Source organism: Phyllobacterium sp. LjRoot231 (assembly GCF_964253365.1).
Classification (GTDB): Bacteria; Pseudomonadota; Alphaproteobacteria; order Rhizobiales; family Rhizobiaceae; genus Phyllobacterium.
This window is the reverse complement of sequence record NZ_CAXUQT020000001.1, coordinates 2094894-2119490: the sequence shown is the minus strand read 5'-3', so window position 1 is coordinate 2119490 and position 24597 is coordinate 2094894. Positions and strand designations below refer to the sequence as shown.

The following is a 24597-nucleotide window of genomic DNA, read 5'->3' as shown; positions in this document are numbered from 1 at the left end:
TTTTGATCCGATCAAAGTAAAACTCGAAGAATTTATGTGCGTCTGACAGAACGCGCAACGGGTTGGTATGGGCTGGTTTCCAAGCGAAACCGGCCCATTGCATTTTGGACCTTTAATCTTCTCCCGGTACGAAGAGGGCAAGCGCGACCAAGAGCAGGCTGGCCAATCTTAAGGAATAAATCACAGCGATTCCTCCATCCACTAAGCTTGGAATGGAAACGCAAGAGCTGCTCCATTGATCCCTCATGAATTAGTGGAACCAAAATCATCGCAGACAGTTTGGAGTACGGGGTAAGTTGAAATGTTGTTGTCAACTGATGGCCTTGGTTCTAGAACCCCACTGGCAAGAAGTTACTTGAAGCAGGAAAAATAGTGGATATTGCGCAAAGCAACTTTAGTTCTTCACTTGCAGCTTTGCATAGCATGGACAGCTTCAGCCGTGACTCCTTGATCATGGCGCTTCCTATCCCCGTTTATACGACAGATAAATCCGGCATCATTACTTTCTACAATTGTGCGGCGGCAGAGTTTTGGGGGCGTGAACCGCGGATCGGCGAAGAGCAATGGTGCGGGTCATGGAAATTATATTGGCCTGACGGAACTCCCATGCGGCATGACGAATGCCCTATGGCGATGAGCCTGCGCGAAGGTCGGGATATTCGAGGGCTGGAAGCCATAGCCGAGCGACCCGATGGTAGCCGCGTCGCATTTCGTCCATTCCCCGTTTTGCTTCGGGACAACGTTGGCGAAATTGTTGGCGCCCTGAACATGCTTGTCGATCTCACAGATCAGAAACGCAATGAAGAGTCGGCGCAACACCTTGCGGCGATCGTGGAATCTTCCGACGATGCGATCGTCAGTAAAACCCTCGCAGGCGTCGTCCGGAGTTGGAACAAGGGTGCCGAACGTGTATTCGGTTACACATCCGAGGAGATGATCGGCCGTTCGATCACCACTGTCATTCCTCCTGAAAGATTGAGTGAAGAAGCGTCCATTGTCGGCAGAGTTCGCAAAGGCGAACGCATAGATCATTATGAAACAATTCGGTTGCGCAAGGACGGGGCGCGTATTCACGTCTCGCTAATGGTGTCACCAGTCAAGGATTTAACCGGTCGCATTGTTGGCGCGTCCAAGATTGCCCGCGACATTACCGAGAAAAAGGAAAAGGAAGAACGGATTGTGATGTTGATGCGCGAGGTAAACCACCGCGTCAAGAATCAATATGCCGTCATTCTGTCCATGATCCGAGAAACCGGCAATCGCACCGGAGATAACACCGAGTTCGAGCAGCAGGTACGGGAAAGGATCATGGCTCTCGCACGATCACATGATCTGCTTGTCCACGCCGAGTGGCGAGGAGCTACCATATCGGATCTGCTTTTGGCGCAAATCAAGCCGTTCGGTGATGAATCCAGTATCGCGATTTCAGGTCCCCTCATAGTCCTGCAACCCAATGCCGTTCAGTATCTGGGGATTGCTTTCCATGAATTGGCAACGAATTCGGCCAAATACGGTGTGTTTTCGGCGGAAAGCGGCAATATCACTGTCGATTGGCATGTCGGCGATGACGGCAGGACTTTTTATCTGGCATGGACCGAATCCAACGGGCCTCCTATAAAGCTCGGGCGCAACCAGGGGTTTGGCAAGATCGTCCTGGAACGCGTGACGCCGTTGTCCCTTGGTGGGGAAGGCATTCTTGAACAGACTCCCAAACACCTTGTCTGGACTGTGCGCGCACCAATGGAAAATATCGCCGCTTCCATCGTCTGACAAACCCTCTCCAACCTCATTCTTAATGTTTAATTCAGCTTGCTGGAAACCACTGCCGCTCGCGTGTATGGTGCGCGGCATAGTTGAATCCTGGTTCAGGGGGAGCCAAATGCCGCAGATTTCTCAGCTTTTCTTTAAGACGGCCATCATATGCCTCATCATCGGGCTGGCGATGGGCCTGCAAATGGGAATGTCCGGAAACCACACCGTGATTGCCGCTCACGCACATCTCAACCTTTTGGGTTGGGTTTCCAGTGCTGTATTCGGCGGCTATTACGCGCTTAACCCATCCAAGGCAGTCAAGAGATTGGCCATGGTTCACTACATCGTCTACACGCTCGGCCTTATCGCCATGCTGCCGGCGCTCTACTTCATGGAACTGGGCAATCCCCAGTTGGAACCGCTCGTCGGGATAGGATCGCTGATCGTTCTCGTTGGCGTACTGATCTTCGCGGTGGTGATGTTCTCGAAGGAGACAGCAGCCATTCCCGAAGCTACACGGGCCTGAACTGGCTCACCGTGTCAACTGAAACAATAGGCTCCGTCTCGTATTTAGTTACAAGACGGAGAGATACCCATGCCGAGACGAACAACGATTCTGATTGCGGCAATCATCGCGGTAGCAGCTATTGTTGCGGTTTTTCTAGTGGACAATCCGGCGGGGGACGCTGAGAACGCCGGGCAGCCCGCTCCGCACGCGCTGGATCAAACCAACTGAACATTTTCGACGTCCATACAGAAATGTAGTCAGGCGACGTTGTGAAAAGATTGAGATAGACTAGCCACATAATCAATAATTGTGATTGCCAGGGGGCCGCGTGGAACGTCGACTGACCACTATTCTTGTAGCCGATGTAGCGGGTTATAGCAGACTTATGAGTGCCGATGAGGCGGCGACCTTCGCCGCGCTCAATGGACATAGATCCGAATTGATCGATCTGAGAATTGCGGAAAATCAGGGCCGCATTGTCAAGATGACCGGAGATGGGCTGCTCGTCGAGTTTACCAGTGTCGTCAACGCCGTCTTCTGCGCCGCAGAGATTCAACGCGGCATGCGTGAGCGCAACGAAAACGTCCCGCCTGATCGCCGTATCGAGTTCCGCATCGGCATCAATCTCGGCGATGTCATTGTTCAGAATGGCGACATTTTCGGCAATGGTGTCAACGTCGCGGCGCGCTTGGAAGGCGTTGCTCCCCCGGGTGGCATTTCCGTCTCGGCATCAGTACGGGAGCACGTGGGCAGCCGGCTCGATCTTGCGTTCGAAGATCTGGGCGAACACGTCCTCAAGAACATCGAACGCCCTATCCGCATCTACAACATCGTCCTCAATCCTGGTTCGACGACGCGGCCCCGCCCGCCAGCGGCGGTTTCCGCCAAGGATATGAACGAATTTTCAATCGCGGTGCTGCCGTTCACCAATATGAGCGGCGATCCCGAACAGGAATATTTTTCCGACGGCATCACTGAAGACATCATTACGGATTTATCCAAGATTTCCGGCCTGCACGTCGTCGCTCGCAACACGGTGTTCACCTATAAGGGCAAGTCGGTCAAGGTGAAGCAGGTCGCGCAGGAACTCGGCATCCGTTTCGTTCTGGAGGGCAGCGTCCGCAAGGCGGGGCAGCGCATCCGCATCACTGGGCAACTCATCGACGCCAAGAACGGCGGACATATGTGGGCCGATCGCTACGACCGCAGCTTGACCGATATTTTTGCCATTCAGGATGAAATTACGCGTTCGATCGTCGATCAATTGAAGGTCAAGCTGCTTCCTGAAGAAAGCGCTGCTGTTGCACGCGCGCCAACAGAGAACGTTGAAGCCTACACTTATTATCTAAGGGGACGGCAGTTCTCGCATGAATGGACGAAAGCCTATCTGCTTTTGGCACGCCGCATGTTCAAGAAGGCAGTCGAACTCGATCCGCATTACGCCCGCGCCTATGCCGGCATCGCCAATTGCGACTCGGCTCTACACGGGTGGCATTCCGAGGAAGTCTCGCTTGACGACATTCTTGAGAATAGCGCGCGAGCCCTGGCACTTGATCCGGAGCTCGCCGAAGCGCACGCGGCCCGGGGGCTCGCCCTGCATAGCAACGATCGACATCTGGAGGCGATCACCGAATTCGAACGCGCACTTGAGCTCGAACCGGACCTCTACGAGGCAAATTATTTTTACGCCCGGCTCCTTTATACGCAGGGGGAAATGGAGGCCTGCGCTCAGTATTTCGTCAAGGCGGCAGAAATCCGGCCCGACGATTACGTCTCGCCGATCCTTCTGACGTCCGTCTACAGAAGACTGGGACTAGTCACCGAAACCGAAAACTGGGCGCAGCGTGGCATTGAACGAGCCGAACGCGCGCTTCTGTTGCACCCGGAAAACTCAAGTCCGGCACACCGGGGCGCACTCGCTTTGGCGCACCTTGGCGAAAGGGAACGGGCCCGTGACTGGGCCGCCCGTGCCCTGGCAATCGCGCCGGACGATATCTATGCCTATTACAATATCGCCTGTGCCTATTCGCTCCTCGGCGATGCCGAACAGGCACTTGATCTTCTCGAACATGTCGTCCCGCGCAATACAAGAGAGCAAATGCTGTGGTTCCACAATGATTCCGACCTTGACCCGCTCCGAAATCATCCGCGATTCAAGCAAATGTGTTCGATGAGAGCCAAAGAGCTGGGTCTTGAAACGGAAATGGACTGCTAGCAATCTTCGGTGGTTCGCCAGCAACAGAGATGCGCTCGATAAGTGTCTCCAGCAGAGTGGCCAGATCGTCGAGCTGAATGGTCTGGCCTAGAATGCGATGGTGACTGGAAAGCGTCTCATCGTGATTGAACAATTCGGTCAAAATCCGAAGGACATCCCGCAAGCTATCGGCATTCTCGGGCGATTGTGTGGTTTCGGGTGCCAGATAGTCCGCTGAATAGATGTTGAAATCCTTGATCATGGCACTCGAAACATTGGCGAGGCGATGATCCCGTTCGTCCGGGAGCGTACCAGGCTGAAAATTGATCATTGTCATCACGCCGCGCGGCGTATGAAATTCAAGCTTGCCGTTGATCCGGGTCAGCAGGGCGGTGTCCAATTGATCGAGCAACAGAGAGAAGTCTTCATCCAGATGGACTTTCCGTTGTGTTTCGAGCTGTTCTCGCAGGATATCGTTTTGTATCGCTACAGCTTGCGCCTGGGCATGTGCGGCCTTTGCCTGCGCCTCCGCAACGCTCTTGCTTTCAATGGCGACGTCGCGACTGAGTTCGAATTCAGTACGGGTAAGCTTGAGTTCCCTCCTCTGCTCCTGCAATTCTTGCGATTGGACGAGGACAGCCGCGACAAGCCAGAGAAAGGCCAGCGGCGCAAAAATTCCAGCGAGCGAGTCGCCGATTTCGCCGAGCGGCATGCAAGGGAGATAACCTCCAAGACATTTCGCATCTGCTGGAACGTCGACGAGAAATGCGATGATCAGAACAAGACATGCGCAGTAGAGAAGACTGATCACCGACATGATCGAGAGCCAGTTCCGGCTACTCCCTCCAGTTACGGTGTCAGCGTCATCATCCGCCATCGTCGTCCCGATCCGTTTCTTGATCCGGATGCTAATCCCGATTCTCGCCAATCAACAAGATGGCTGAGTCCGGTCATAGACGCAGACCTTATGCCTTTTCCATTGGAAATTAGTTTAAGAAAGCCAGATGAGCCAAGTCAGGGATTGCATTCGGGATTTTTCCCGTTATTGATCGCGGGCAGACTTGCGGGACCTTCCGCAGTCTGATTTCAGGTGGGGCCTGTAGCTCAATTGGTTAGAGCCGGCGGCTCATAACCGCTTGGTTGGGGGTTCGAGTCCCTCCGGGCCCACCATTCTCTTTAAAGTCAAAGACTTAACCCTTGGATTGCGCTGGTGGGACATCCAAGGGAGACATTAATTGTTAAATCCGGCCTATCTTGTGAAGTCGCGTAACGGCATTTTCTACCTGCGATGGCCTATACCCACTCAACTGCATCCACAGAACAAACAATCCACCCTCAAGCTGTCCCTACGTACCCGCGATCCACGAAAAGCATTGCGCTTGTCCCGTTCTCTAAGCCAGATAGGCGACCAGTTGAACGATCATGGAATTGTGCACGGAATGCAATACAGCGAAATACGGACTTTGCTTACGGATCATTTCCGCGAGCTATTAGAGCAGAGCCAAAACGAGATCGATGCGAAGGGTCGCCTCACGGAGGTGGATCGGCAGGTTCTCAAGAGCAGCATCATGGTCGCGAAGCAAGCGGCGAAAACAGATACGCCGCTCTCTCTCGTCAAATCGGATGACGACCTGCTTGATAGATTTATCGAAAAATACCGGCTTCCGATACAGACGGGCAGTGATGAATACGGATGGTTAGAACAGGAGATCAAACCATCCTACCGCGACTATCTGAAAGCTGTTCTGGCCTACGATAAATCATTGCAGAGCTACAGTTTTGAGAGCCGTGCTGCACCAAGCACGGGCGAACCAGTCAAGACAGCCACGCCAGCCGGGATGACGATCACCGAAATCGCCGACGCTTACACGAAGGAAAGACTTGTCGGGAAAGCGTGGGCTGCAAAAACCACCATCGAAAAAGCAGACCATATTCGCTTACTAAAGGAAATCCATGGCAGCGAAACCGATGTTCGCACGCTCACAGCCCTGCACGTGAAGCGGGTAAAGGAAACCTTGCTTGCCTATCCTCGCAATAGGAACAAGAACCCGTTGACCAGAGATAGGCAGCTTGAAGAGGTGTTGAGCCTACCGAACATTGAGACCATACGGGTGCCGACGATCAATAAGTACCTTCAGACCTACAGCGATTTGTTCGAATGGGCGAAACAGAACAATCATACAGACGCGAACCTTTTTTCCGGACTGACAGTCCGTCAGGGCAAGAAGGACAGGGAGGGAGCGCGAGACCCGTACACGGATGAGCAAATCCGCCTGATACTGACCACCATACTGCACAACGAAAGAGGGTTGGTAACGAAAGACTACCAAAAATGGGCCTCGCTTATCGGTATCTATACAGGTGCACGCCTTGGCGAAATCTCCCAGTTGCATTTGAAGGATATTCGTCAACAGGATGGTATCTGGTGTTTCGATATGAACGAGCAAGGTGACCGCAAGAGCCTCAAGTCATCTGCTGCTCGTCGTCTAGTTCCCATCCACAGCCAGTTGATACAGGCCGGATTATTGGATCATGTGAACAGCATGCGAGATAGAGGAGCACTGAAGTTGTTCCCCGACTTTAACTATGATCCAAAAAATGGATGGGGCAGGCACCAAAGCAGATGGTTCAACAACACACTGCTAGTGAAGCTAGGGCTAAAATCGAAAACACGTGTTTTTCATAGTCTACGGCACACAGTAAATACGCGACTGCTACAAGCCGGTGTGCCAGACCCTATCGTAAAGGCAATCATCGGCCACGAGCAGCAGGGCATGACGCAGCAACAGTACTTCAAGGAAGGTTACAAACTCCAACAGATCAACGCTGCGCTGCAACTACTGAATTTCAATCCGGAACTTGTTGCAGCCGCTCAATAATGGCGTGCACGTCCAGATCAATGATACGGGCTATCGTCAGCAGCTCAAGCACATCAACCCGCCGTTGGCCGCTCTCAATATTGGCAATAAAAGGCTGATGCCTTCCGAGAGTTTTGGCTACTTGAGCCTGCGACAGACCTTTGGCACGGCGTTGCTCAGCAATCGCCGCTACTAATAGTTCATGACGCTTTGAGTGCAGAGTTTTCGACATGACCAGTTGACTGTTCCTTCAATCGTGCGTTAATCCGAAAATCGGATTATCCAAAAATCGGATATTTCGCATTTGTCACGATACGGGGATGAAAGCATGGAACTGATACTGTTGGGGGTACTGGCGTTTGCTAGCTATAAGGCATTCCGTTTTGTTACGATCAGAATGGGAGCCGAAGCAGTCCGGGCATACGTCTATTTGGAACTACTAAACATTGGAGAGACTGCGGACGAGGCGAACTTTTATGCGGATCGCGCCGTTACGGACACTTCATCATCCTTGATGCGGAAAGCAATCGAGCAAGCCGATTATGCATACAGGATGGTTCATAGCGGAAAGAAACTACCAGTCATCGGGCGGGCCTACAGAGATGGGATGCAGTCCACCATGCCTGTTTGGTATCGCACCGTCGCCTTGGCAGCACCGGATACCTTATCGGTAGAAGTGTCCTACGGTCGGCTCCGGCCACCGCCTCAGGCAGGAGCGTTCGCACCGACAGCACATGCCGGACCAAGCAAGTACAATACGTACGAGGAATACCACGCTGCTTTTTTGATTGAGCTACAAAAGTCCTTTACAGACGACGAGGAAGTCCGGCGCGTAGTGAACGCAATGCACGACGACCGCATAAGAGCCGGTTACGACCAGAGCATATCTCCCGTAGCCATCGCAAACCAGTATCGGGATTTTCTCGGCAGTACCGTTCTTTACACAAGCTTGCGAGATTGATGAGTAGGCAACGCCTCTCACTCTTCGAGCCTTGATTTCAATATCCTAGTTTCCTAATACGGTCAGGAAGCAAACGCACAGAAACGAGCTCTTCATGACCGCTGCTGTAATCGCCGGGCAGCACAACGTTGGACCCGTCTCAAGGCCATTAGACGTTCACCGATGGTCCGATTATCGCGAATTGAATGACTGCCTCACAGAGCTTGTGACCGAATTAGAAGCCCGCGAGCAACGCCAGCGGAAGCGTAAGGGCGACGACGCCAAGCGTTTCCGCGAGGCAGTACGCTGCCTTGTTCTTGACCTTTACGTTGCATGGAAAACTGATCCGGAACTTGAAGTCAGCATCCATCTCGATAATGGCCACTACTCACGGCGGACCCGATATCGCTCCCTATTCATTAAATGGAGTAGTTTTACAGCAGCATATTACGCGCTGGTTGCTGTCGGCTACATACGAGTGGTCAGACCCGGTTTCCATGACCGCAAGACCGGTATAGGACGCGTCACTCGCATAGCAGCCACGGAACGCCTGATACAGTTGTTGACAGATCAAGCTTGCCTCAACATACCTGCTATCAGCAGCAGGCTTGATGACATGGAAGTCATCTTGCTGCGAGACAGTTCCAAGAAACCGATGGAATATCAGGATACCGATGCAACCCGGTCGATGCGCTCTGATTTGCAGCGGATCAATACACATCTGCAGAACCAATGGATCGACATTCGGCTATCCGATGCTGAGTTTCGCGATTTGCAGCTGAGGATGCAGCTGGATTACGAACACGACGATCGGGAACGCCCATTCATCGATTTTACGCAACGAGCACTTGTACGGATATTCAACAACGGTGATTGGGAACAGGGTGGTCGCTTCTACAGAGGTTGGTGGCAGAGCGTACCGAAGGAATACAGGCGGTTCATAACAATCAACGACAAACGAACCGTAGAAGTTGATTACTCCACCCTTCATCCGATCTTACTCTATGCGCAGGTTGGGCACCCGCTTCAAGGTGATGCCTATGACATCGGACTACCTCAGATACCACGCTCGCTAACCAAACAGACGTTCAACAAAATGATCAACGCAACGGGAAGGATGAACAAGCCGCCGGAGTTCGATGCATATGACATCGGGTTAGATTGGCAACAGTTCCGGGATGCAATTGCCGCGAGACATGAACCTATCAAACATTTTTTCAATACCGGTTACGGAATGGAATTACAGCGCATTGATGCCGACATCGCGCAACGGGTTATGCTCCGATTTATCGAAATGGGGTATGTCTGTCTTCCTGTGCACGACAGTTTCCTTGTCCACTATGCTCTTGCCGACGAACTGAAGTCAGTCATGGTTCAGGAATTTCAATCAGCTACCGGACAGCATATTACGGTCAAAGCGATTGAAGGACATGAAGTCATACAGAACACCGGGCTCGTTACTGCCGATATAGCCGATCTGCTAGATGAGACCGGTACGTATGCAGGCTATGAGAAGCGAATGCTTGATTGGTATCGGATTGCTAACCCGGCGGGATCGGCTTGAGGCCTCCCCCCGCCATTACTAGTGCAGATAAGATTGCCTGTTTTAAATATCGTTTATATTCAGTGAGATAGTCGGAAGTCATTGGGTGCTGGCAGAGCCGTAGTTTCGACAAACCTTGGTTCCTTCGCTTACATGCCCCACTTTCCCAAGGCCTTTTCCGCTCCGGCTTGGTCCGCTTTGATCCGCAGGACTGTCTGCCGGGTGAGGCCCGTCGCCTTGGAAATGGCTGATGCTCCTGCACCTGTTGCAAGCATGTCCGTCACAACAACCAAACCTTTCCGGTCATAACTGGGCTTCTTTCCCCGGTAGCGTTCGGCGTCACCTTTCCTTGCCTCGATACCGGCCCGTTGAGCCTCTTTCGTCGCTTCGGCCTGTGCTTGAGCCGTCGCAGCCATAAACGCTATCAGCGCGTCCCTGACGGCCTGCTGCATCGGATCAGTCGTTGCCCCGTCGAAAGTCATATTGTTGATGACTGTCTGAACGACGACGCCTTGACGCATGAAGTGCCGGATGGTGTCCGTCACGTCTTGATAGTTGCGGCCTAGCCTGTCCACCCAACGAACGACCAGCGTGTCGCCATGCCTTAGTCGGTCGAAGAGGCGTTTGCCCTGCGGCCTGTCGGCAAGTTTGGTACTGACCCCTGACACGCCATGGTCGGCAATCACCTCGTCAATGACAAAGCCTGCGGTCTCCGCTTGGCTCCGCTGATGATCAATGTTCTGGTCGATGGTTGACACACGCGCATAAAGGATTGTGGACATGACTTGCTTCCGTTCGTTAGGGTTATGTCCGTTAGAATACACGTACGTTCATTCGTGTCAACCCTTACGTACATCTGTAAACGCACCAATCAGAGTGTCCGTTGGCGTATACCTTTATGTACAGTCCTCCCCGTATCCGGCCTTATGCGTACCGCCATAGCAATGGGTTGTCCGGTTCGAATGCATTGAATGCCTGAGGTGGGATTTCTGTACTCGGCAATTGCGGCGGGGTGTGGGGGAAAGCGGCACGCAAAGTGTGTTAAATACCCCCTCGCAAAAATTTCTGGTTTCGCCACGGCCTGTCATCTGCTTCTCAAAGTTGCAGCTCTGGCTGCGGCTCCCGGCGGGTTTAGTTATTGTTACCTATTGCCATTTTCATCCTTGTTGGTTTTGTCCGGAGTGCGCTACAGAGTGAAAACAAATCACTGCCAATGTACGTACCACCTATCCGCGTGGATGCGCTTGAAGAAAGTAAATCATGAAGTCGAAGCTTGTCGCTGAGTTCAATGAATACGTCCTCTTCTCTGAGGCTGAGAACCAAGCCTTGGATACCAGAACTATTCAACGGGACGTGAAAGGTAGGCAGACAAGCTACATTACATGCTTAGTTCGCGACAAAGAGGTCCAGCTCAAATCGGAGGAGCGAACACGCCAACTGTGGCTGAGCCGCCTCATAAACGAGTACGGGTATGCACCGTCGCGAATAGCCGTAGAGTACCCTATTACTTTTGGACGCGACAGTTCCAAGCGTGCGGACATTGTGGTTTTCGACGCCGACCGCCCAACGGTTCCTTACATCATAATTGAAGTAAAGCAGGCCAAGTACAAAGACGGTAAGGAACAGCTTCGGTCCTACGCGCATGCCACCGGTGCACCCCTGGCATTGTGGAGTGATGGCATCCTCGCCGAAGTATGGCACCGTAAGAACCCCAACTACTTTATGCCAATCCACGAGTTGCCTCGTGCAGACCAGACAATCGAACAGGTCGTGGATCAACCGTGGACCGTCCAGACCCTGATCAACCTTGAGGACGAGCGGGTGAAGGAGGGTAAGTTCGCCCGCTCCCTTCGTGACCTCATTGAGGACATGGAGGACGAAGTTCTCGCCAATGCGGGAGTCGATGTCTTTGAGGAGGTCTTCAAGCTGATCTTTACGAAGCTCTACGACGAGATGACATCGCATCGCCGGGGTACCTCCCTGCGCTTCCGCAACCAGAACACGGCGGCCCAGCTTAAAACCGCGATCCAGAACCTGTTCGACGATGCCAAGAAGAAATGGCCCGGCGTTTTCCTTCAAGACGAACGTATTCGACTTTCGCCCGACCACTTGCAAGTCTGCGTTGGCTCGCTGGAGGAATGGAAGTTATTCAACTCCAACCTCGACGTGATTGACGACGCCTTTGAATACCTGGTGTCTAAGTCGTCGAAGGGCGAGAAGGGCCAGTATTTTACCCCCCGCTGGGTAATTGACATGTGCGTGCGCATGATGAATCCGAAGGAAGGCGAGACGGTAATCGACACCGCTTGCGGTTCGGCAGGCTTCACCGTGCATGCCATGTTCCACGTCTGGCGGCAGATCATTAGAGGCATGGGCAAGGGGGAAAGCCACCTCTTCACCATGGAGGAAAAGCCCGCGCGTTGCGTAGACTACGTCCGCGATAACGTGTTCGCCATCGACTTCGACGAAAAGAGCGTCCGCGTCTCTCGCTGCCTCAATCTGATCGCCGGAGACGGGGAAACCAACGTCCTGCACCTGAATACACTCGATTGGCCAAAGTGGGACGAGACCGCTAAACAGAACGAATGGTTAGATACCTATGGCGATGGATGGCGACGTTTGCGCAAGCTGCGTCTCAAAGCAAAGGGTGAGCCATCGGACAAGCCCAGCTACCGTAACTTTAGCTTCGACGTGCTTATGGCTAATCCGCCCTTTGCTGGTGACATTAAGCAGTCCGACATGCTGTCGCCCTATGAGTTGGCGCACAAGAAGGACGGCAAGCTTGAACGCTCCGTAGCACGCGACCTCTTGTTTATAGAGCGTAACCTCGACTTCCTAAAGCCCGGCGGGCGGATGGCAGTCGTGCTGCCGCAGGGACGGTTCAACAACTCTTCCGATCAGCGGCTACGCGGGTTCATCATGGAACGTTGCCGCATTCTCGCGGTCGTGGGCCTCCACCCGAATACGTTCAAGCCGCACACCGGCACCAAGACCAGCGTGCTCTTCGTCCAGAAGTGGAACGAGGATGCAAGCTCGCCCGACTACTGCCCGAAGGCCGATGACTACAATATCTTCTTCGCCACCCAGCAGGTCGAAAGCGTGGATAACTCGGGCCGCAAGGTGTATCGCAAGAACCCCGATGGCACGTTCCTCCGCGACACGCACGGACATTTCATTGTCGAGCACGACCTATTCAACCACGACGGGCTCACGCAGAATGGGATCGCCGAAGCTTTCGAGGAGTTTGCAAGGGGTGAGGGTCTAAGTTTTTTTCAGAAAGCCCCTTCGACGAAGGCCGCTTGAACGGTCTGTTGAAGGGGCTTGAAGCCACCGTCCTTACACTATCAGAGGTAATGACAGATAATGAGGTGGGCCGTCTCGACTCGACCTATTTCTTAAAGGACGATCTGGAACGGCTGCACCGGATTCAAGCACAGGATCACACGCGCATCGGTGACCTCTGCTATGTCACTGACGGGATTCACACCTCCATAGATTTTGAGGAAGGAAGCGGGATCAAGGTGATCTCGGCCAAGCACCCGAAGAACGGGTTCCTCGACTTGAGTTCAGTTGAAGAGATATCGTCTAGTTCCCACACCATGAACCCACGGACCGCACTCCGCGAGAACGACGTTCTAATCTCTACCGTTGGCACTATCGGAAATGCGGCGGTCATCCGCAATGAGGTCCTTCCCGCGAACTCCGACAGACACGTCGGGATCATACGAACGCTACCCTTAAAACGGCCGATATCGCCTGAATATCTTTCGGTCTTCCTGAACTCAACTTACGGACGAATGCAGTCACTGCGCGAGACTACTGGAAACGTTCAACCGAACTTGTTCCTCGTGAAGATCAGGGAGATGAAAGTCGTAAGGTTATCGGACCACGCCGAGGGGCGGGTCCATGAATGGTCGTTGCGTTCACTTACGGCGTTTCGGGCCGCAGGCCAAGCCTTCGAACAAGCCAAATCTCTGCTTTTGTCAGCTCTGGACCTTGTTGATTGGACTCCGCCCGAGCCATTGAGCTACACAGCCCGTGCCAGGGAGGCTTTCAGCTCTGGGCGCATCGACGCTCAGTATTTCCGGCCGCTCTTTGCCGACGTCCAAACTCGTCTGCGTAAGACCGGAAGTGCCCGCGAACTGGGTTCGATCCTTATAACTAACGCGCGAGGGCGGCAACCGAACTATGCAGACGACGGCCTGCCCGTCATCAACTCTAAGCATGTGCGCACCAATCGAGTGGTCCTGGGCGATAACAGAACAGCGATCGAGGCGGGATCGCCGGTCGTCATCCAAACCGGCGACGTTCTACTGAACGGAACCGGCGTCGGCACCATCGGCCGTGCTGCCCCGTACCTGCATGAGCAACGCTCCCTGCCTGACAACCACGTCACAGTCCTCCGCACAAGTCAGGTTGATCCAGTGTACCTTTCCGTCTTCTTAAATAGCCCATTGGGACAATGGCAGATTGAGCGGCACATCAAAGGTTCGTCTGGGCAAATCGAACTGTACCCTACCGACATCGCTCGGATCGTCGTGTGGGATGCGCCAGAGGATGTGCAAAAGGGAGTGCGGGATGCGGTTATGTCTGCCTTCGGTCAGGAGCGCCGCGCAAACGATCTACTAGAGGCAGCTAAGCGGGCCGTCGAGATCGCGATTGAAGACGGGGAAGCCGCTGCCATGGCCTACCTTGCTCAGACAGAAGAGGCTCGCTGATGGCTCTACCACCCCATGCCCAAGAATGGATGAAGCGGGCTGAGATCGACTACATTGGCCCCTTCGTCAAAGCCTGGGCTGCGTTCAATGCTTGGTACCGTCACGACAGCGGTCAAGCTACCGAACGCGCGATGCTGGATTTTGCCATTCGCCATCACAACAGCAGATTACGTAGGCACGCGCTACCCTTGCTGAACAACGGCAACGGCACAGCAGAAGCTGAACGCCTGAAGCTCGCCATATGTGACTTACAACAGAAGTTAGACGCTATTCAGTTCGAGGTGACACCCAAAGGTCGGCTAGAGCGTATTTCCCTGCGCGAAGTCTGTATCAAGCCGCTCATCAACTGGCAGCGTGACCAATTAGATCGAAGCGGCCAACGATATGTTGCTGCTAAAATACAGGGCGGTCAATACGAAATCACCGTCACCTCGATCAGAACAGCACAAGTCAAGTTCCAACATGTGCAGGCGCAATACGATGCAAACAATGTTTATGAGCATCCAAACTTCACCAACAATCTTTCGGAGCCACAACGCACCGCGCTTCGACAGTTCTACGACGCCTGCAACCCACGCCCGATGACTGACCTAGTGCAGGGCGGTGGACCTGCGTTGGACATCTCGATCATGCAGTTCCAGTGTACAGCACAAGACCTGTTGGCTGGGCTAGTCGAAACGCTCTACGCAATGCGCAACGCTTTGCTGCACGGTGAGGTCGATCCAGACCCACAGGTTCTCGCGTGCTATGAACCTGCTTACCGTATCGTGATGGCATTCCTTGCTCGCGTGGCATGAACAAGCTCCCAATTTGGTTGTGGTTTAGTTCTGGACGCTAAGGGGGAACATTGTGTTCCCCTGCTCTCTGGCAGATGCCCGGTTTTCAAGGCTTTGACAGGATGGTGGCAGCTCTCTCATCGCCCACCATTTATCCCAATAAAATCAATTACTTATACCAACAACCCTGCCCTGCCGTGTAGCAGTTTTGTGTGTGCACCATGTGTTGCAGTTTGAGATATCGGATATCTGGGATTTGAATCTAGCGCTCTTTAACGGCATATATTTCATTCGCTAATGTGTTTTTCGTTCTTGAATCCGGACAAAACCCAAGCCGATGCCACCCCAAACACCATCACAATCAAGGGAACGCCCAACGCTAAAGCGGCAATATTGGCTATTGTTTCGAAGAGGCTCGAAACGGCATTCTCGTTGAACTCCATATTCAGCCCTTTATGCGCCTCGACCATCAACTGCCGATCACTTAGTTGCTTCATTTCAGGATGGATAATTCGGAAATGCTCTATAGGTAAGAGACAGGTGGCAAATGGATTTGGATTGTTTGGATCAATCAATGATCCGTCCGCAAGACGTTGTCCCTCTATGACGAACGCATGGACTTTTTGGTCGCCGGTGGCTCCACAAAGCAACGGCACCATGACTACGGCACGCCCGCTCAAATAATCCCACTCACGATTTAGTGCTTGGTAATTCGAATAAATCACGAAGATTGCGAACAATGCGGAGCAGAACACCCACAAACGAAAAAAACCTCGACTAAAGCGCATTTGCCCCCCGGGTTACGATGCTCATACTACCAGATTACACCAAGTTGGTGTGCCCACGCGTTGGCTGAAGACGCTGCTTGATTTAGGGCGTGCTGTATCTCATTGGGGTGGTTATACGCCCAAACGACACCTGCTACCACACCCGCTTCAACTAGCGCGTCGGTGGCGACATTGGCCTTTTGAGCAATCCAGTTCCCGACAGCGCGAGCTATGCTGCTCAGAATAGACGCTTGAGCCGTGATATTGAGTGGATCAGGCTCGCCTTTTACCGCCTCGGCCCTCAACTGCACAACAGCCTCAATGATTTGTTGAATTTGCGGTTGCGTTAGGGGGTCGTCTTCTATCAATTCCGGCGGATTGTTGTGCCCTCTATGCGGCCGCGCTTGCTCGTAATTATTGACAACGCTTTCCAACTCATCCAACCGGCCCAACATTTCCGCCCGAAAGTCGCGTTCTTGCCTCCCAAGTACAATGCGATTGCCATTTTCGTCCGTTAGTGCGTTGCCCTGTTCATCGGTAAGAAAATCCCGAAAATCCTCATCCTCGGGCGGCGGGTTATTATGGTGCACCGGAGCCCAATCAAACAGCCCCTCCCTCGTAACTTCAGCGACTGCTCTTTGCATGGTTTCGTAGTCTGCAACTTCAGAAAACTCTTCTTGGATGACCTCGTCTGCATCGTAGGGGCCGCCCCAAATCCATTGATAGCCACCCTCGGCACTTTCATGGGGTGTTTGCACGGCGGGATCCTCATAATTTTCGTGAAACCATTGAACCATTACTTCGATTTTTTGCTGTTTTGACACTCTCCGGAGCGACGAAGGCGTAAACCGTCGATCCTCTAGGTAGTATTCCCGCGTCCTTGCCATTGCCCCTCACAGAATGATCCAAGCCTTAAGGTATCGAAACCTTGATCTTGGGAACATCATATCTTTTCTTCCATAGATCAAAATCTAAATGCTCGCCGGTCATTTCATAATGTGTGTAGGCGTCGAGCATTTGCCGTCGAATCGGATCGGTGTCGCCTGTTTTGTCCAAGAACTCTCGAACCCTCTCGGGCGATGGCACGGAATTGAAGTCTCGGAGCGATTTCCATTCAGCTTGCAGTGCGGCATCGCTACCTTCAGGCACGTAGCCGTTTCCAAGAACTGCCGACACATAGTCAAACAGGACGAACTTGTCCCAATACTGCCTTTTCATCGCGAGAATCTTCGCTTCGTTAAAGCCAGACTCCCTTAGCGTTGCCATGATCCTGTTTAGGAAATACTTCTTGTTATCATCATCGCCGCTCGACCACCGCCCTATAGATTGGAGCGAGTGCAATTGGAACTCGGATATGACTTCGAGCAAGTTTTGCAACTCGTTTATCTTCGTCTTCGCGTCCTTGATCTTGGCCGAGATTCCGCTCGTAGTCGCCGATACCTCAGTGAACCGATCCAAGTTAGCAATAAAGACACAACCAATTGCGGAGATTGAAAGTGGCCATGCGCCTTCCGGGCTATAAAATGCCGCAACCGCCATCGTAACGAGTAAAACAGCCGCAACTATGTGAAGAGCGATTTTCATATGCCAGCAAAGTCCTCTGTTTCGATCAGTCATCTGTAAACAAAAAGCGCCGGATCACTGCGGTGCTTTGGGTTCATCCCCTGTTGAATCACTTGCTTTATAATTGAAAGAGGCTTCGAAAGCCTGACTTACCCGAATCGCTTGGATTTAACGAACTATTCGCAAGAGTTGTAAAGATCGCCGGAGCCGTTATTCGCAGCTGTCGAGACAGTAAGGCCATCTCGAAGTGTTCCCCACCCAAAGCTTAATCATCGACCTAGCCGTTACCTTGCTCGACTGATTGGCAGTATCTCTCAAACACCAACAGACTCTGTTCGGTTGATGGCTGCGCATAAACGTCAGAGACACCAACGCCTTGGCCCACCACACGAAAACGCATATAGATCATCCACAGCAGATAATTGATTTCTGCCGTGAACTGAATATAGTCAACGCATCGTCACGACGGACCAGACGATCAAGGAAGCAATAAGAGCAGCAACTAACTGCCAAGAACCCCTAAGCGGTATCCAAGCCGCCCGTCAGATATCCTCAATTGTTGTTATTCCGCGTCGGTAAGGCGCGGCGATATGATGTCTTGGAGATCGAAAATGAAATTCGCAATAGTCGACGGGCTTCGCTGTGAAGCTCAACCAAAACTGCGTGGTCAATGCCCTTGCTGCAATGCCGAAGTGGTAGCCAAATGTGGCACCAGGAAGGTTTGGCACTGGGCTCATGTCAGCATTCGGAACTGCGACCACTGGTGGGAGCCGGAAACTGAATGGCATCGCGCTTGGAAAAACGAGTTCCCCGTACAGTGCCAAGAAGTTCGTCAGACTACGCCTGACGGAGAGTTACACATTGCCGATGTGAGAACAGAAGAAGGAACCGTGTTGGAGTTCCAACACTCGAACATTTCACCCAGCGAAAGGATGTCTAGGGAGCATTTCTACGGGCGCATGGTATGGGTGGTGGACGGTAACCGTTTGCGACGAGACTTACCATCGTTCCAGACGGCGCTTGTTGCTGCTTCACGTATAAATGTTGCGCCCCTGACACTGCTGCTGCAAGTTCTAGCCTGTCCCCTTCTGGAACGTTGGAGCGGTAGCCGCTGCCCAGTTTACGCAGATTTTGGCAATGCGGCATTCGGCAGATTACAACAAATCAATGAACCCGTTCTATGGCGGCTTGAATATCTCAAACAAAACAGCCGTGTGACTGCAACCCCGGTGTCGCGTAGGAGCTTTATCGAGCATCACCGTGATAACGGGCGGCTGCGTGGATACCGGCTACCCAGTTTGCGTGGGCAAGAGGCCCGTCGGAGAAGGAGATTTTGATTAGCTTCGGGCATCTCCGCCGAGATGCAGGTTGCTTATTGAACTCGAATAGGGAATTTATCAGGCATCAAAGGGGAACATTGTGTTCCCCTGCCTCTGGCTCAGCCCAAGGATTTCAAGGCTTTGACCGGATGGTGGACGCTCCCTCCGGGCCCACCACTTGCTTCCCGTCCGGCCAAGCCGGAATATGCAAGCAATTCACAAGTTTAACCGCGACGCTGCTGCCGACGCCCGCCGGAGCAGCCGGATTTGACGTGGCCGCTCCGGCCAGCCCATCCCGTACCGGTGCACCGAAATGTAGACCGTCGCGCTGCCGATACCCCGTCATCGTCTGGACCCCCAGCCGCGGGAGAGTGCGTCACGGTGGGCGTAGATTTCACGGCGTATCCACCGCAGCGTGCGCACCGACCACACCAACGGCCCCGGAAACTTCCCATCTTGCACCAACCGGCGCAGGTGGCGTTCGCTGAACGGCACCCCGAATTCTGTCTTCAGCTGCCGCAGCGTCACGTCGGCAATGTCCCGGTACCGTCGCCCTCTTCTCCGTCTTCCTCTCCGGTTCCGCATCATCGTCCGCTCCCTTCTTGTGCCGGTTCCCTGGTCGATTGGAAACGGGGAATATAGAAGGCAAGACAAATATTGTCAAGTAACAATTCTATATATTAAACAAATGATAGGAAATATGCGAGTCTATTCAAGCATAAATCCTGATATACATCGTGATCTGCAATAAGAATTCAAATTACACCGAAAAGTATTCGTTGATACGGACGTATAATTGTGGGCACTGTCTTTGAAAGAAACTCTTTACATACTCCGTTAGAGCAATTGTTGACATATATGGCGTATATAATTGTCGACATTACTTCAACAGAGTTCCAACGCTTGGCTCGCATCGGGGGCTCGCCGGGTGCATGCCGGCGACGGCTGGCCACCGCACGTGACCTGCCGCGTATGCCGGAAAAAGCTTGGCCGTCCGGCGGAGGATTCGCGGCGCGACAGGCACTGGAACCTGGCGTGACGAGCCTTGGCGAGTCCATCGGATAGATGCTGTTCTTTTACAAGGCGCTCGGTGACAGGAATTTAAATTACACAGGAAGGATTCAATGTTAGCGGCACATACGTTGAGAATAATCTGCCGTCCCAATTGTTGGCCTACTTTTTGTCGTCCGCGATTGCTGACATCACTTCGTCGCAAATCGACACGGTTGCATCCACAATTTAGCGGCGGACGCGCCCCATGCCGACGAATTCCGGAAGGCTTGGCCGTTTAATGAAGGGTTTGCTAAATTACACCGCCGGAGCGGGGTCTGGAGCCGACGCTATTCGCCGTCCGCAGGTTCGCTACGGAACGTTCCGACGTGCGGCCCGTACCATTCGGACGAGCCTATGAAATGCGCGCCGGCGCGCTCGAGCGCGGTGCGGACCTTCTCGATCTGCCGCACAGGGTGATCCCGTCGTCAGCGTTCTCGATACGGCTGATCGTCGCGCGGTTGATGCCGGCGCGCCGTGCCAGGTCATCTTGGCTCAGGGCCAGAAGCGCGCGCAGCCCGGAGAATCGCCCTCATCGCATGGTTCGTGTCCATAGGACAATACGGAAGGGCCCGGCGAGATTGTCAATTTTGTCGAAAATTGATGCATATGTGTACATTTTGAGTCGTATAGGTGACGTTTAGATCATTGGCGAATCGTGTGAGTCGATTCGCCGTATGCGGAGCCGCTGACCGCACCGGGCATGGTTCTGCCGCTTCAGTAGTCGGGCCGCGGTACGGTTCAAGTCCGCCACGAAGACGGTCTTCCCTAGGGCACCCCCCGGGAGCGAAGAAGGTGGGTACCCCCTTCAATCACCTACGCAATCGGTGACGTTCACGGCCGCGCTGATCTTCTCAAGCCTTTGCTCGCCGCAATTGGACATTATTGATCATGGACCCGACAGCCGACTGGCTATGAATCTTGTGTGTCTCACGCTGGAGGAATGGCCGACTCACGCCTGATCCTCGGCAACCGACAACTTTCTGCTTGATAACTGCCGAAGTGATCGATGTCGCGAGGTGCGACAACTGGGTGCAGCGTCACGTGCGGACATTCATCATGTCCGCCGCTTCGCGCCAAGAGGGGACATTTCATAGTGTCCGCTTAGCGCCGATATCGTTGAAAAACTCGGAGTTTGAGCATCCTCGACGCTCTGCGCGAGGTTTTTCAGGACGTTTGCAAGGCGGCCCTGGCTCTGACGCGGCTGATGGGAGTGTGCCGCAGGCCATCAAACTGCCATGGCGGCCGTTGGCAGGCGTGAAGGCCTGAGCTTTGCCAGCCTTCGGAGATTTTGTGCTGTTGCAGCGAGAAGGAATTCATCGCGTGCACCGCATGGGCCTCGCAGCCTCAGTCGCGCCATTTTTAGAATGCGCTTGAGGTGAGCAAAGAGCATTTCCACCTTTTTGCGCCGATGCCGCGAACGCTCGTAATCCGGTGTCTCTGTGATAGCTCTTGCGACATCGCGCGCATCCTCATTGCGATCGCGTGGGACTTTGCGAGCAACTGCATTCGGGCAGCAACGCTGTTTGAGTTCACAGGCATCGCAATCCTTCTTGCGGGCCCGGTAAAGCCGGGTGCCCTCGCTCGTGATCCCTGATCTGGCGGTCTCATAGGTTCGGTGGAACTGCTTCAGTTCCTTGCCTGCAGGGCAGATGTAGCGATCATTCTCGCCGTCCCAGACAAAATCGGCACGCGAGAAGGTCCCGTCCGTCCGGTGCGATTTGTCGAACACAGGAATGTGCGGCGCGATCTTCTTATCCTTGACCAGCCAGGCCAGATTGTCGGCAGAGCCGTAGGCGCTGTCCGCCACCACATAGTGTGGCTTCAGGCCAAAGCGGTTCTCGGTTCTGTCGATCATCGTGCGGGATGCGCCAACTTCCGCCTGGCGGATGGCACGGGTGGCTTCAACATCGAGAATGACGCCATGGTCGGTGTCGATCAGATAGTTGGTGGCGTAGGCGAAGAAGGCGTGGCCTTTATGTGCTCCGGTCCATTGGGCTGCCGGGTCCGACGGGGAAATGAACTTCGGCATCACCTGCGAAGCCGCGCCGAAGGCGGCATCATCGAGGACCGCCAGATATTCCTGCACGGAACGCCCAGCATTATCCTTCGCCTCCTGGACACTCCATTCCGAGCCGGGCACCGAGCGCTGCTTGTTGGCGTCGGCAGCAATCAAGCTGGCATCGACGGCAAAGCCCTCAGCACCAACCAGTCCCTGCGCCAGGCAGCGCTCCACCACCGTCTCGAACAGATGCCGAAGGATATCGCTTTGCCGGAAACGCCCGTGGCGGTTCTTCGAGAAGCTGGAATGGTCCGGTACCTTGCCGTCCAGTCCAAGCCGGCAGAACAAACGGTAGGCGAGATTGAGATGAACCTCCTCGCACAGCCGGCGCTCCGACCGGATACCCATGCTGTAGCCGATGATCAGCATTCGCATCATCAGTTCTGGATCAATCGAGGGCCGACCCGTGCTGCTGTAGTAGGGATTCAACTGCGTGCGGACGCTATCGAGGTCCAGGTGGTTGTCGATCCGGCGCAGAAGATGATCGGCCGGCACGTGCTCATCGAGGCAGAAATCGTAGAAGAGCTGCGCCGGAGCCGCCTGAAATCCCATCATCGCCTGATCCCCTGCCAAATCACTCAGAGGATTGAATCATGCGTCCCAAGCGCCTGCAACAACGAGTTTTTCAACAGTATCCGCCAGAAGCGAACATTTAGTGGCGGCAGGCAGGCTCGTACATCGAGGCCCCTCTCACCAATGCCAAAGGCTCCATCAATAGCCGACGTCAAATTCAATGGCGGCCACCACCAAAGCGAATGGTTGGACGCAGCGATTCCACGCACCGGCGATCGCTCGCCTTCCCCATGTCCGCTTTGCGCCACGACGCCATCCACATTGCAGAACAGATCGAACTGTGGGCTGAGACCGGTGGGGGAACCAGCGGTCGCTTTGCGCCAAAACCCGCCATCATCGCATAAGCAAAAGGATGACGGTCACTGAGTGGCACTTTAAGCGATTTCGCGCTCCATCCGGACTTCGGCCTCTAGACTTTCGAAATCCCGGTAAATGGTGACTGTGGCAAGAACCCGTCCACCGCTTTTGTATTGCAGCGTGCAGTCCTTCGCTTTGATATCGCCGTCGATGACAATCTCATCCCATGTTCCTGCATGACCAACGTAGTTGATCGGGATGTCATAGTGCTGGCTCCAGAAGAAAGGCACGGCCTCGAACTTTTCCTGCCGTCCAAGCATGTTGAGTGCAGCGATCTGCCCTTGGCGTTGCGCGACCACCCAATGCTCGACACGAATGCTTTGACCGGAATGCGGATCAGGCCAGCGCGCAATATCGCCTGCCGCATAAATTCCCGGCACGCTTGTTTCTAGATAGGCGTTGACCACGACACCGTCGTCGATAGCAAGGCCAGCCTGCTCGGCCAGTGCAAGGCGCGGCCGTACCCCGATGCCGGCAACAACGAAATCGGCTTCATGCACGGCTCCGCTCCGGAGCCGAACATTTGAGCCTTCAATTGCCACTACCGTGTCTTCGAGATGAAAAATGACGCCATGCTCTTCATGAAGTGCTCGGATGAAATCCCCCATCTCCGGCCCGAGAACTCGCTCCATCGGCCGTTTGTTCGGAGCGACGACGTGAACTTCGATATCGCGTGCGCGCAGGGCAGCGGCGACCTCGAGTCCGATAAAGCTGGCCCCTATCACGACGGTACGTCGAGCGCTCTTAGCGGCAGCGATGATGGCGCGGCTGTCATCGAGCGTGCGCAGCGTATGGACATTCGGCTGATCCGCGCCGGGTATGGTCAAGCGCACTGGTTCTGCGCCTGTTGCCAAGAGCAGTCGATCATAGGGAATCTTGTCTCCGCTGGCAGTCACGACATCTTGTGACAAAGTGTCGATGGAGGTGATCTCCGCCCGAAGGCGAAGGTCGATTTTCGCCTTGCTATAATACTTGTCCGACCGCAGCGGCACCCATTCTTCGGGCGCGCTGCCCGCTAGGTAATCCTTCGAAAGGTTCGGTCGATCGACGGGAGCGGCAGAGTCCGCGCTCAGCATAACAATGCTGCCTTGGAAATCCCGCCGGCGAAGCATTTCTGCCGCGGCAAAACCCGCTGCACCACCACCGATGATGACGATGCTTTCCGGCGCGGCCGATTGCGATGGCTGTGCCTGTTTTTGGTCATCGCGTTTGTGCTGAATGAAGATGTTCCCGTCTTGCTTGTCGACGCGCCAGCACGACAATGAGCTTAGAGCTGGCGCGCGGATAGCTTCGCCGCTGCTCAGATCGAAACATGCGTGGTGCCAGGGACAGCGCACCGTGCTTTCCACCACCAGCCCGTCGATGAGGGGTCCGTGATAGTGGCTGCAGTAAGCATCGATCGCGAATATCTCGTCCGCCACGCGCAAAAGGAGAACATCCTGTTGCCCGACATGACCGAGGAGCTTCCCTCCGTCGAGGGCAGTAACAGGAACGCCCTGTGTCAGGTCGGGGCCGCTTGGGGACTGGTTTTCAACCATGGGTGTCTCCTCGATAGCGAACAGGTGGCAGCCTTGAAGCCGATACAGATGGCTGTCAGTTAGGCCTTACCATATTACG

Annotated in this window: 20 protein-coding genes and 1 tRNA gene; 12 read left to right on the top strand and 9 right to left on the bottom strand. The window is 54.0% G+C overall.

Annotation, left to right across the window (positions count from 1 at the left end; genetic code table 11):
• Positions 1 to 606: 606 nt before the first annotated feature.
• From ACSQ3H_RS10375 to ACSQ3H_RS10360, 4 genes are all read left to right on the top strand, one after another.
• Positions 607 to 1770 carry a PAS domain S-box protein gene (locus tag ACSQ3H_RS10375; protein WP_436116983.1) on the top strand — a complete coding sequence of 388 codons (1164 nt, stop codon included), beginning with the start codon at positions 607 to 609 and terminating at the stop codon, positions 1768 to 1770.
• 109 nt (positions 1771 to 1879) lie between these two features.
• Positions 1880 to 2278 (top strand): hypothetical protein, encoded by a 399-nt coding sequence (locus ACSQ3H_RS10370; RefSeq protein ID WP_436116982.1) that lies wholly within the window; start codon positions 1880 to 1882, stop codon positions 2276 to 2278.
• 69 nt (positions 2279 to 2347) lie between these two features.
• Positions 2348 to 2488 (top strand): hypothetical protein, encoded by a 141-nt coding sequence (locus tag ACSQ3H_RS10365; protein ID WP_436116981.1) that lies wholly within the window; start codon positions 2348 to 2350, stop codon positions 2486 to 2488.
• Positions 2489 to 2588: 100 nt separating this feature from the next.
• Positions 2589 to 4475, top strand: coding sequence for a TPR end-of-group domain-containing protein (locus tag ACSQ3H_RS10360; protein WP_436116980.1), 1887 nt, complete (start codon positions 2589 to 2591; stop codon positions 4473 to 4475).
• Here ACSQ3H_RS10360 and ACSQ3H_RS10355 read toward each other — a convergent pair.
• The gene (locus tag ACSQ3H_RS10355; RefSeq protein ID WP_436116979.1) at positions 4414 to 5331 is read right to left on the bottom strand and encodes a hypothetical protein; all 918 of its coding nucleotides are present in this window, start codon (positions 5329 to 5331) and stop codon (positions 4414 to 4416) included. The genes ACSQ3H_RS10360 and ACSQ3H_RS10355 overlap by 62 nt on opposite strands.
• A 216-nt stretch (positions 5332 to 5547) precedes the next feature.
• On the opposite strand from ACSQ3H_RS10355, the gene ACSQ3H_RS10350 reads away from it, so the two are divergent.
• Both ACSQ3H_RS10350 and ACSQ3H_RS10345 read left to right on the top strand, forming a co-directional pair.
• Positions 5548 to 5624, top strand: a tRNA-Ile gene (locus ACSQ3H_RS10350).
• Between the two features lie 65 nt (positions 5625 to 5689).
• Positions 5690 to 7333 (top strand): tyrosine-type recombinase/integrase, encoded by a 1644-nt coding sequence (locus tag ACSQ3H_RS10345; RefSeq protein ID WP_436116978.1) that lies wholly within the window; start codon positions 5690 to 5692, stop codon positions 7331 to 7333.
• Here ACSQ3H_RS10345 and ACSQ3H_RS10340 read toward each other — a convergent pair.
• The gene (locus ACSQ3H_RS10340) at positions 7302 to 7544 is read right to left on the bottom strand and encodes a helix-turn-helix domain-containing protein (RefSeq protein ID WP_436116977.1); all 243 of its coding nucleotides are present in this window, start codon (positions 7542 to 7544) and stop codon (positions 7302 to 7304) included. The two genes, ACSQ3H_RS10345 and ACSQ3H_RS10340, sit on opposite strands and share 32 nt — an antisense overlap.
• Before the next feature lie 96 nt (positions 7545 to 7640).
• On the opposite strand from ACSQ3H_RS10340, the gene ACSQ3H_RS10335 reads away from it, so the two are divergent.
• Together ACSQ3H_RS10335 and ACSQ3H_RS10330 are read left to right on the top strand one after the other, a co-directional pair.
• Positions 7641 to 8273 carry a hypothetical protein gene (locus ACSQ3H_RS10335; protein WP_436116976.1) on the top strand — a complete coding sequence of 211 codons (633 nt, stop codon included), beginning with the start codon at positions 7641 to 7643 and terminating at the stop codon, positions 8271 to 8273.
• Positions 8274 to 8367: 94 nt separating this feature from the next.
• Positions 8368 to 9816, top strand: a complete 1449-nt coding sequence (locus ACSQ3H_RS10330; protein WP_436116975.1) for a hypothetical protein — start codon at positions 8368 to 8370, stop codon at positions 9814 to 9816.
• A 128-nt stretch (positions 9817 to 9944) separates the two neighbouring features.
• On the opposite strand, the gene ACSQ3H_RS10325 is transcribed toward ACSQ3H_RS10330, so the two are convergent.
• Entirely contained in the window at positions 9945 to 10577 is a 633-nt protein-coding gene (locus ACSQ3H_RS10325) for a recombinase family protein (protein ID WP_436116974.1), read from the bottom strand.
• A gap of 478 nt (positions 10578 to 11055) precedes the next feature.
• Between ACSQ3H_RS10325 and ACSQ3H_RS10320 the strand changes: the two genes are divergently transcribed.
• From ACSQ3H_RS10320 to ACSQ3H_RS10310, 3 genes are read left to right on the top strand one after another with little or no spacing between them, the layout of a single operon-like run.
• Complete coding sequence (locus tag ACSQ3H_RS10320; protein WP_436116973.1) at positions 11056 to 13098, top strand: N-6 DNA methylase; 2043 nt, start codon at positions 11056 to 11058, stop codon at positions 13096 to 13098.
• Complete coding sequence (locus tag ACSQ3H_RS10315; RefSeq protein WP_436116972.1) at positions 13095 to 14513, top strand: hypothetical protein; 1419 nt, start codon at positions 13095 to 13097, stop codon at positions 14511 to 14513. Before ACSQ3H_RS10320 ends, ACSQ3H_RS10315 begins: the two co-directional genes overlap by 4 nt.
• Entirely contained in the window at positions 14513 to 15310 is a 798-nt protein-coding gene (locus ACSQ3H_RS10310; protein ID WP_436116971.1) for a hypothetical protein, read from the top strand. The genes ACSQ3H_RS10315 and ACSQ3H_RS10310 overlap by 1 nt, the downstream gene beginning before the upstream one ends.
• A gap of 266 nt (positions 15311 to 15576) precedes the next feature.
• On the opposite strand, the gene ACSQ3H_RS10305 is transcribed toward ACSQ3H_RS10310, so the two are convergent.
• From ACSQ3H_RS10305 to ACSQ3H_RS10295, 3 genes are all read right to left on the bottom strand, one after another.
• Positions 15577 to 16077 (bottom strand): hypothetical protein, encoded by a 501-nt coding sequence (locus ACSQ3H_RS10305; RefSeq protein ID WP_436116970.1) that lies wholly within the window; start codon positions 16075 to 16077, stop codon positions 15577 to 15579.
• Positions 16078 to 16103: 26 nt separating this feature from the next.
• Positions 16104 to 16880: a hypothetical protein gene (locus tag ACSQ3H_RS10300; RefSeq protein WP_436116969.1), complete on the bottom strand. Its 777-nt coding sequence runs from the start codon at positions 16878 to 16880 to the stop codon at positions 16104 to 16106.
• A gap of 88 nt (positions 16881 to 16968) precedes the next feature.
• The gene (locus ACSQ3H_RS10295; RefSeq protein WP_436116968.1) at positions 16969 to 17640 is read right to left on the bottom strand and encodes a hypothetical protein; all 672 of its coding nucleotides are present in this window, start codon (positions 17638 to 17640) and stop codon (positions 16969 to 16971) included.
• Between the two features lie 569 nt (positions 17641 to 18209).
• Between ACSQ3H_RS10295 and ACSQ3H_RS10290 the strand changes: the two genes are divergently transcribed.
• The gene (locus tag ACSQ3H_RS10290; RefSeq protein ID WP_436116967.1) at positions 18210 to 18956 is read left to right on the top strand and encodes a competence protein CoiA; all 747 of its coding nucleotides are present in this window, start codon (positions 18210 to 18212) and stop codon (positions 18954 to 18956) included.
• A gap of 1387 nt (positions 18957 to 20343) precedes the next feature.
• Here the strand turns inward: ACSQ3H_RS10290 and ACSQ3H_RS10285 are convergent.
• From ACSQ3H_RS10285 to ACSQ3H_RS10275, 3 genes are all read right to left on the bottom strand, one after another.
• On the bottom strand, positions 20344 to 20493 hold the full coding sequence (locus ACSQ3H_RS10285; RefSeq protein ID WP_436119406.1) for a helix-turn-helix domain-containing protein: 150 nt from the start codon (positions 20491 to 20493) through the stop codon (positions 20344 to 20346).
• Positions 20494 to 21216: 723 nt separating this feature from the next.
• Positions 21217 to 22605, bottom strand: a complete 1389-nt coding sequence (locus ACSQ3H_RS10280; protein ID WP_436116966.1) for a transposase — start codon at positions 22603 to 22605, stop codon at positions 21217 to 21219.
• Positions 22606 to 22997: 392 nt separating this feature from the next.
• Positions 22998 to 24518 (bottom strand): FAD-dependent oxidoreductase, encoded by a 1521-nt coding sequence (locus ACSQ3H_RS10275; RefSeq protein ID WP_436116965.1) that lies wholly within the window; start codon positions 24516 to 24518, stop codon positions 22998 to 23000.
• Between the last annotated feature and the right edge of the window lie 79 nt (positions 24519 to 24597).

Excerpts from the sequence above, each read along its gene's own strand:
- ACSQ3H_RS10280 (WP_436116966.1), bottom strand. The coding sequence starts at position 22,605 with ATGATGGGATTTCAGGCGGCTCCGGCGCAGCTCTTCTACGATTTCTGC.
- ACSQ3H_RS10320 (WP_436116973.1), top strand. The coding sequence starts at position 11,056 with ATGAAGTCGAAGCTTGTCGCTGAGTTCAATGAATACGTCCTCTTCTCT.
- ACSQ3H_RS10310 (WP_436116971.1), top strand. The coding sequence starts at position 14,513 with ATGGCTCTACCACCCCATGCCCAAGAATGGATGAAGCGGGCTGAGATC.
- ACSQ3H_RS10295 (WP_436116968.1), bottom strand. The coding sequence starts at position 17,640 with ATGAAAATCGCTCTTCACATAGTTGCGGCTGTTTTACTCGTTACGATG.
- ACSQ3H_RS10290 (WP_436116967.1), top strand. The coding sequence starts at position 18,210 with ATGATGTCTTGGAGATCGAAAATGAAATTCGCAATAGTCGACGGGCTT.
- ACSQ3H_RS10330 (WP_436116975.1), top strand. The coding sequence starts at position 8,368 with ATGACCGCTGCTGTAATCGCCGGGCAGCACAACGTTGGACCCGTCTCA.
- ACSQ3H_RS10340 (WP_436116977.1), bottom strand. The coding sequence starts at position 7,544 with ATGTCGAAAACTCTGCACTCAAAGCGTCATGAACTATTAGTAGCGGCG.
- ACSQ3H_RS10305 (WP_436116970.1), bottom strand. The coding sequence starts at position 16,077 with ATGCGCTTTAGTCGAGGTTTTTTTCGTTTGTGGGTGTTCTGCTCCGCA.
- ACSQ3H_RS10355 (WP_436116979.1), bottom strand. The coding sequence starts at position 5,331 with ATGGCGGATGATGACGCTGACACCGTAACTGGAGGGAGTAGCCGGAAC.
- ACSQ3H_RS10375 (WP_436116983.1), top strand. The coding sequence starts at position 607 with ATGCGGCATGACGAATGCCCTATGGCGATGAGCCTGCGCGAAGGTCGG.
- ACSQ3H_RS10275 (WP_436116965.1), bottom strand. The coding sequence starts at position 24,518 with ATGGTTGAAAACCAGTCCCCAAGCGGCCCCGACCTGACACAGGGCGTT.
- ACSQ3H_RS10370 (WP_436116982.1), top strand. The coding sequence starts at position 1,880 with ATGCCGCAGATTTCTCAGCTTTTCTTTAAGACGGCCATCATATGCCTC.
- ACSQ3H_RS10335 (WP_436116976.1), top strand. The coding sequence starts at position 7,641 with ATGGAACTGATACTGTTGGGGGTACTGGCGTTTGCTAGCTATAAGGCA.
- ACSQ3H_RS10325 (WP_436116974.1), bottom strand. The coding sequence starts at position 10,577 with ATGTCCACAATCCTTTATGCGCGTGTGTCAACCATCGACCAGAACATT.
- ACSQ3H_RS10365 (WP_436116981.1), top strand. The coding sequence starts at position 2,348 with ATGCCGAGACGAACAACGATTCTGATTGCGGCAATCATCGCGGTAGCA.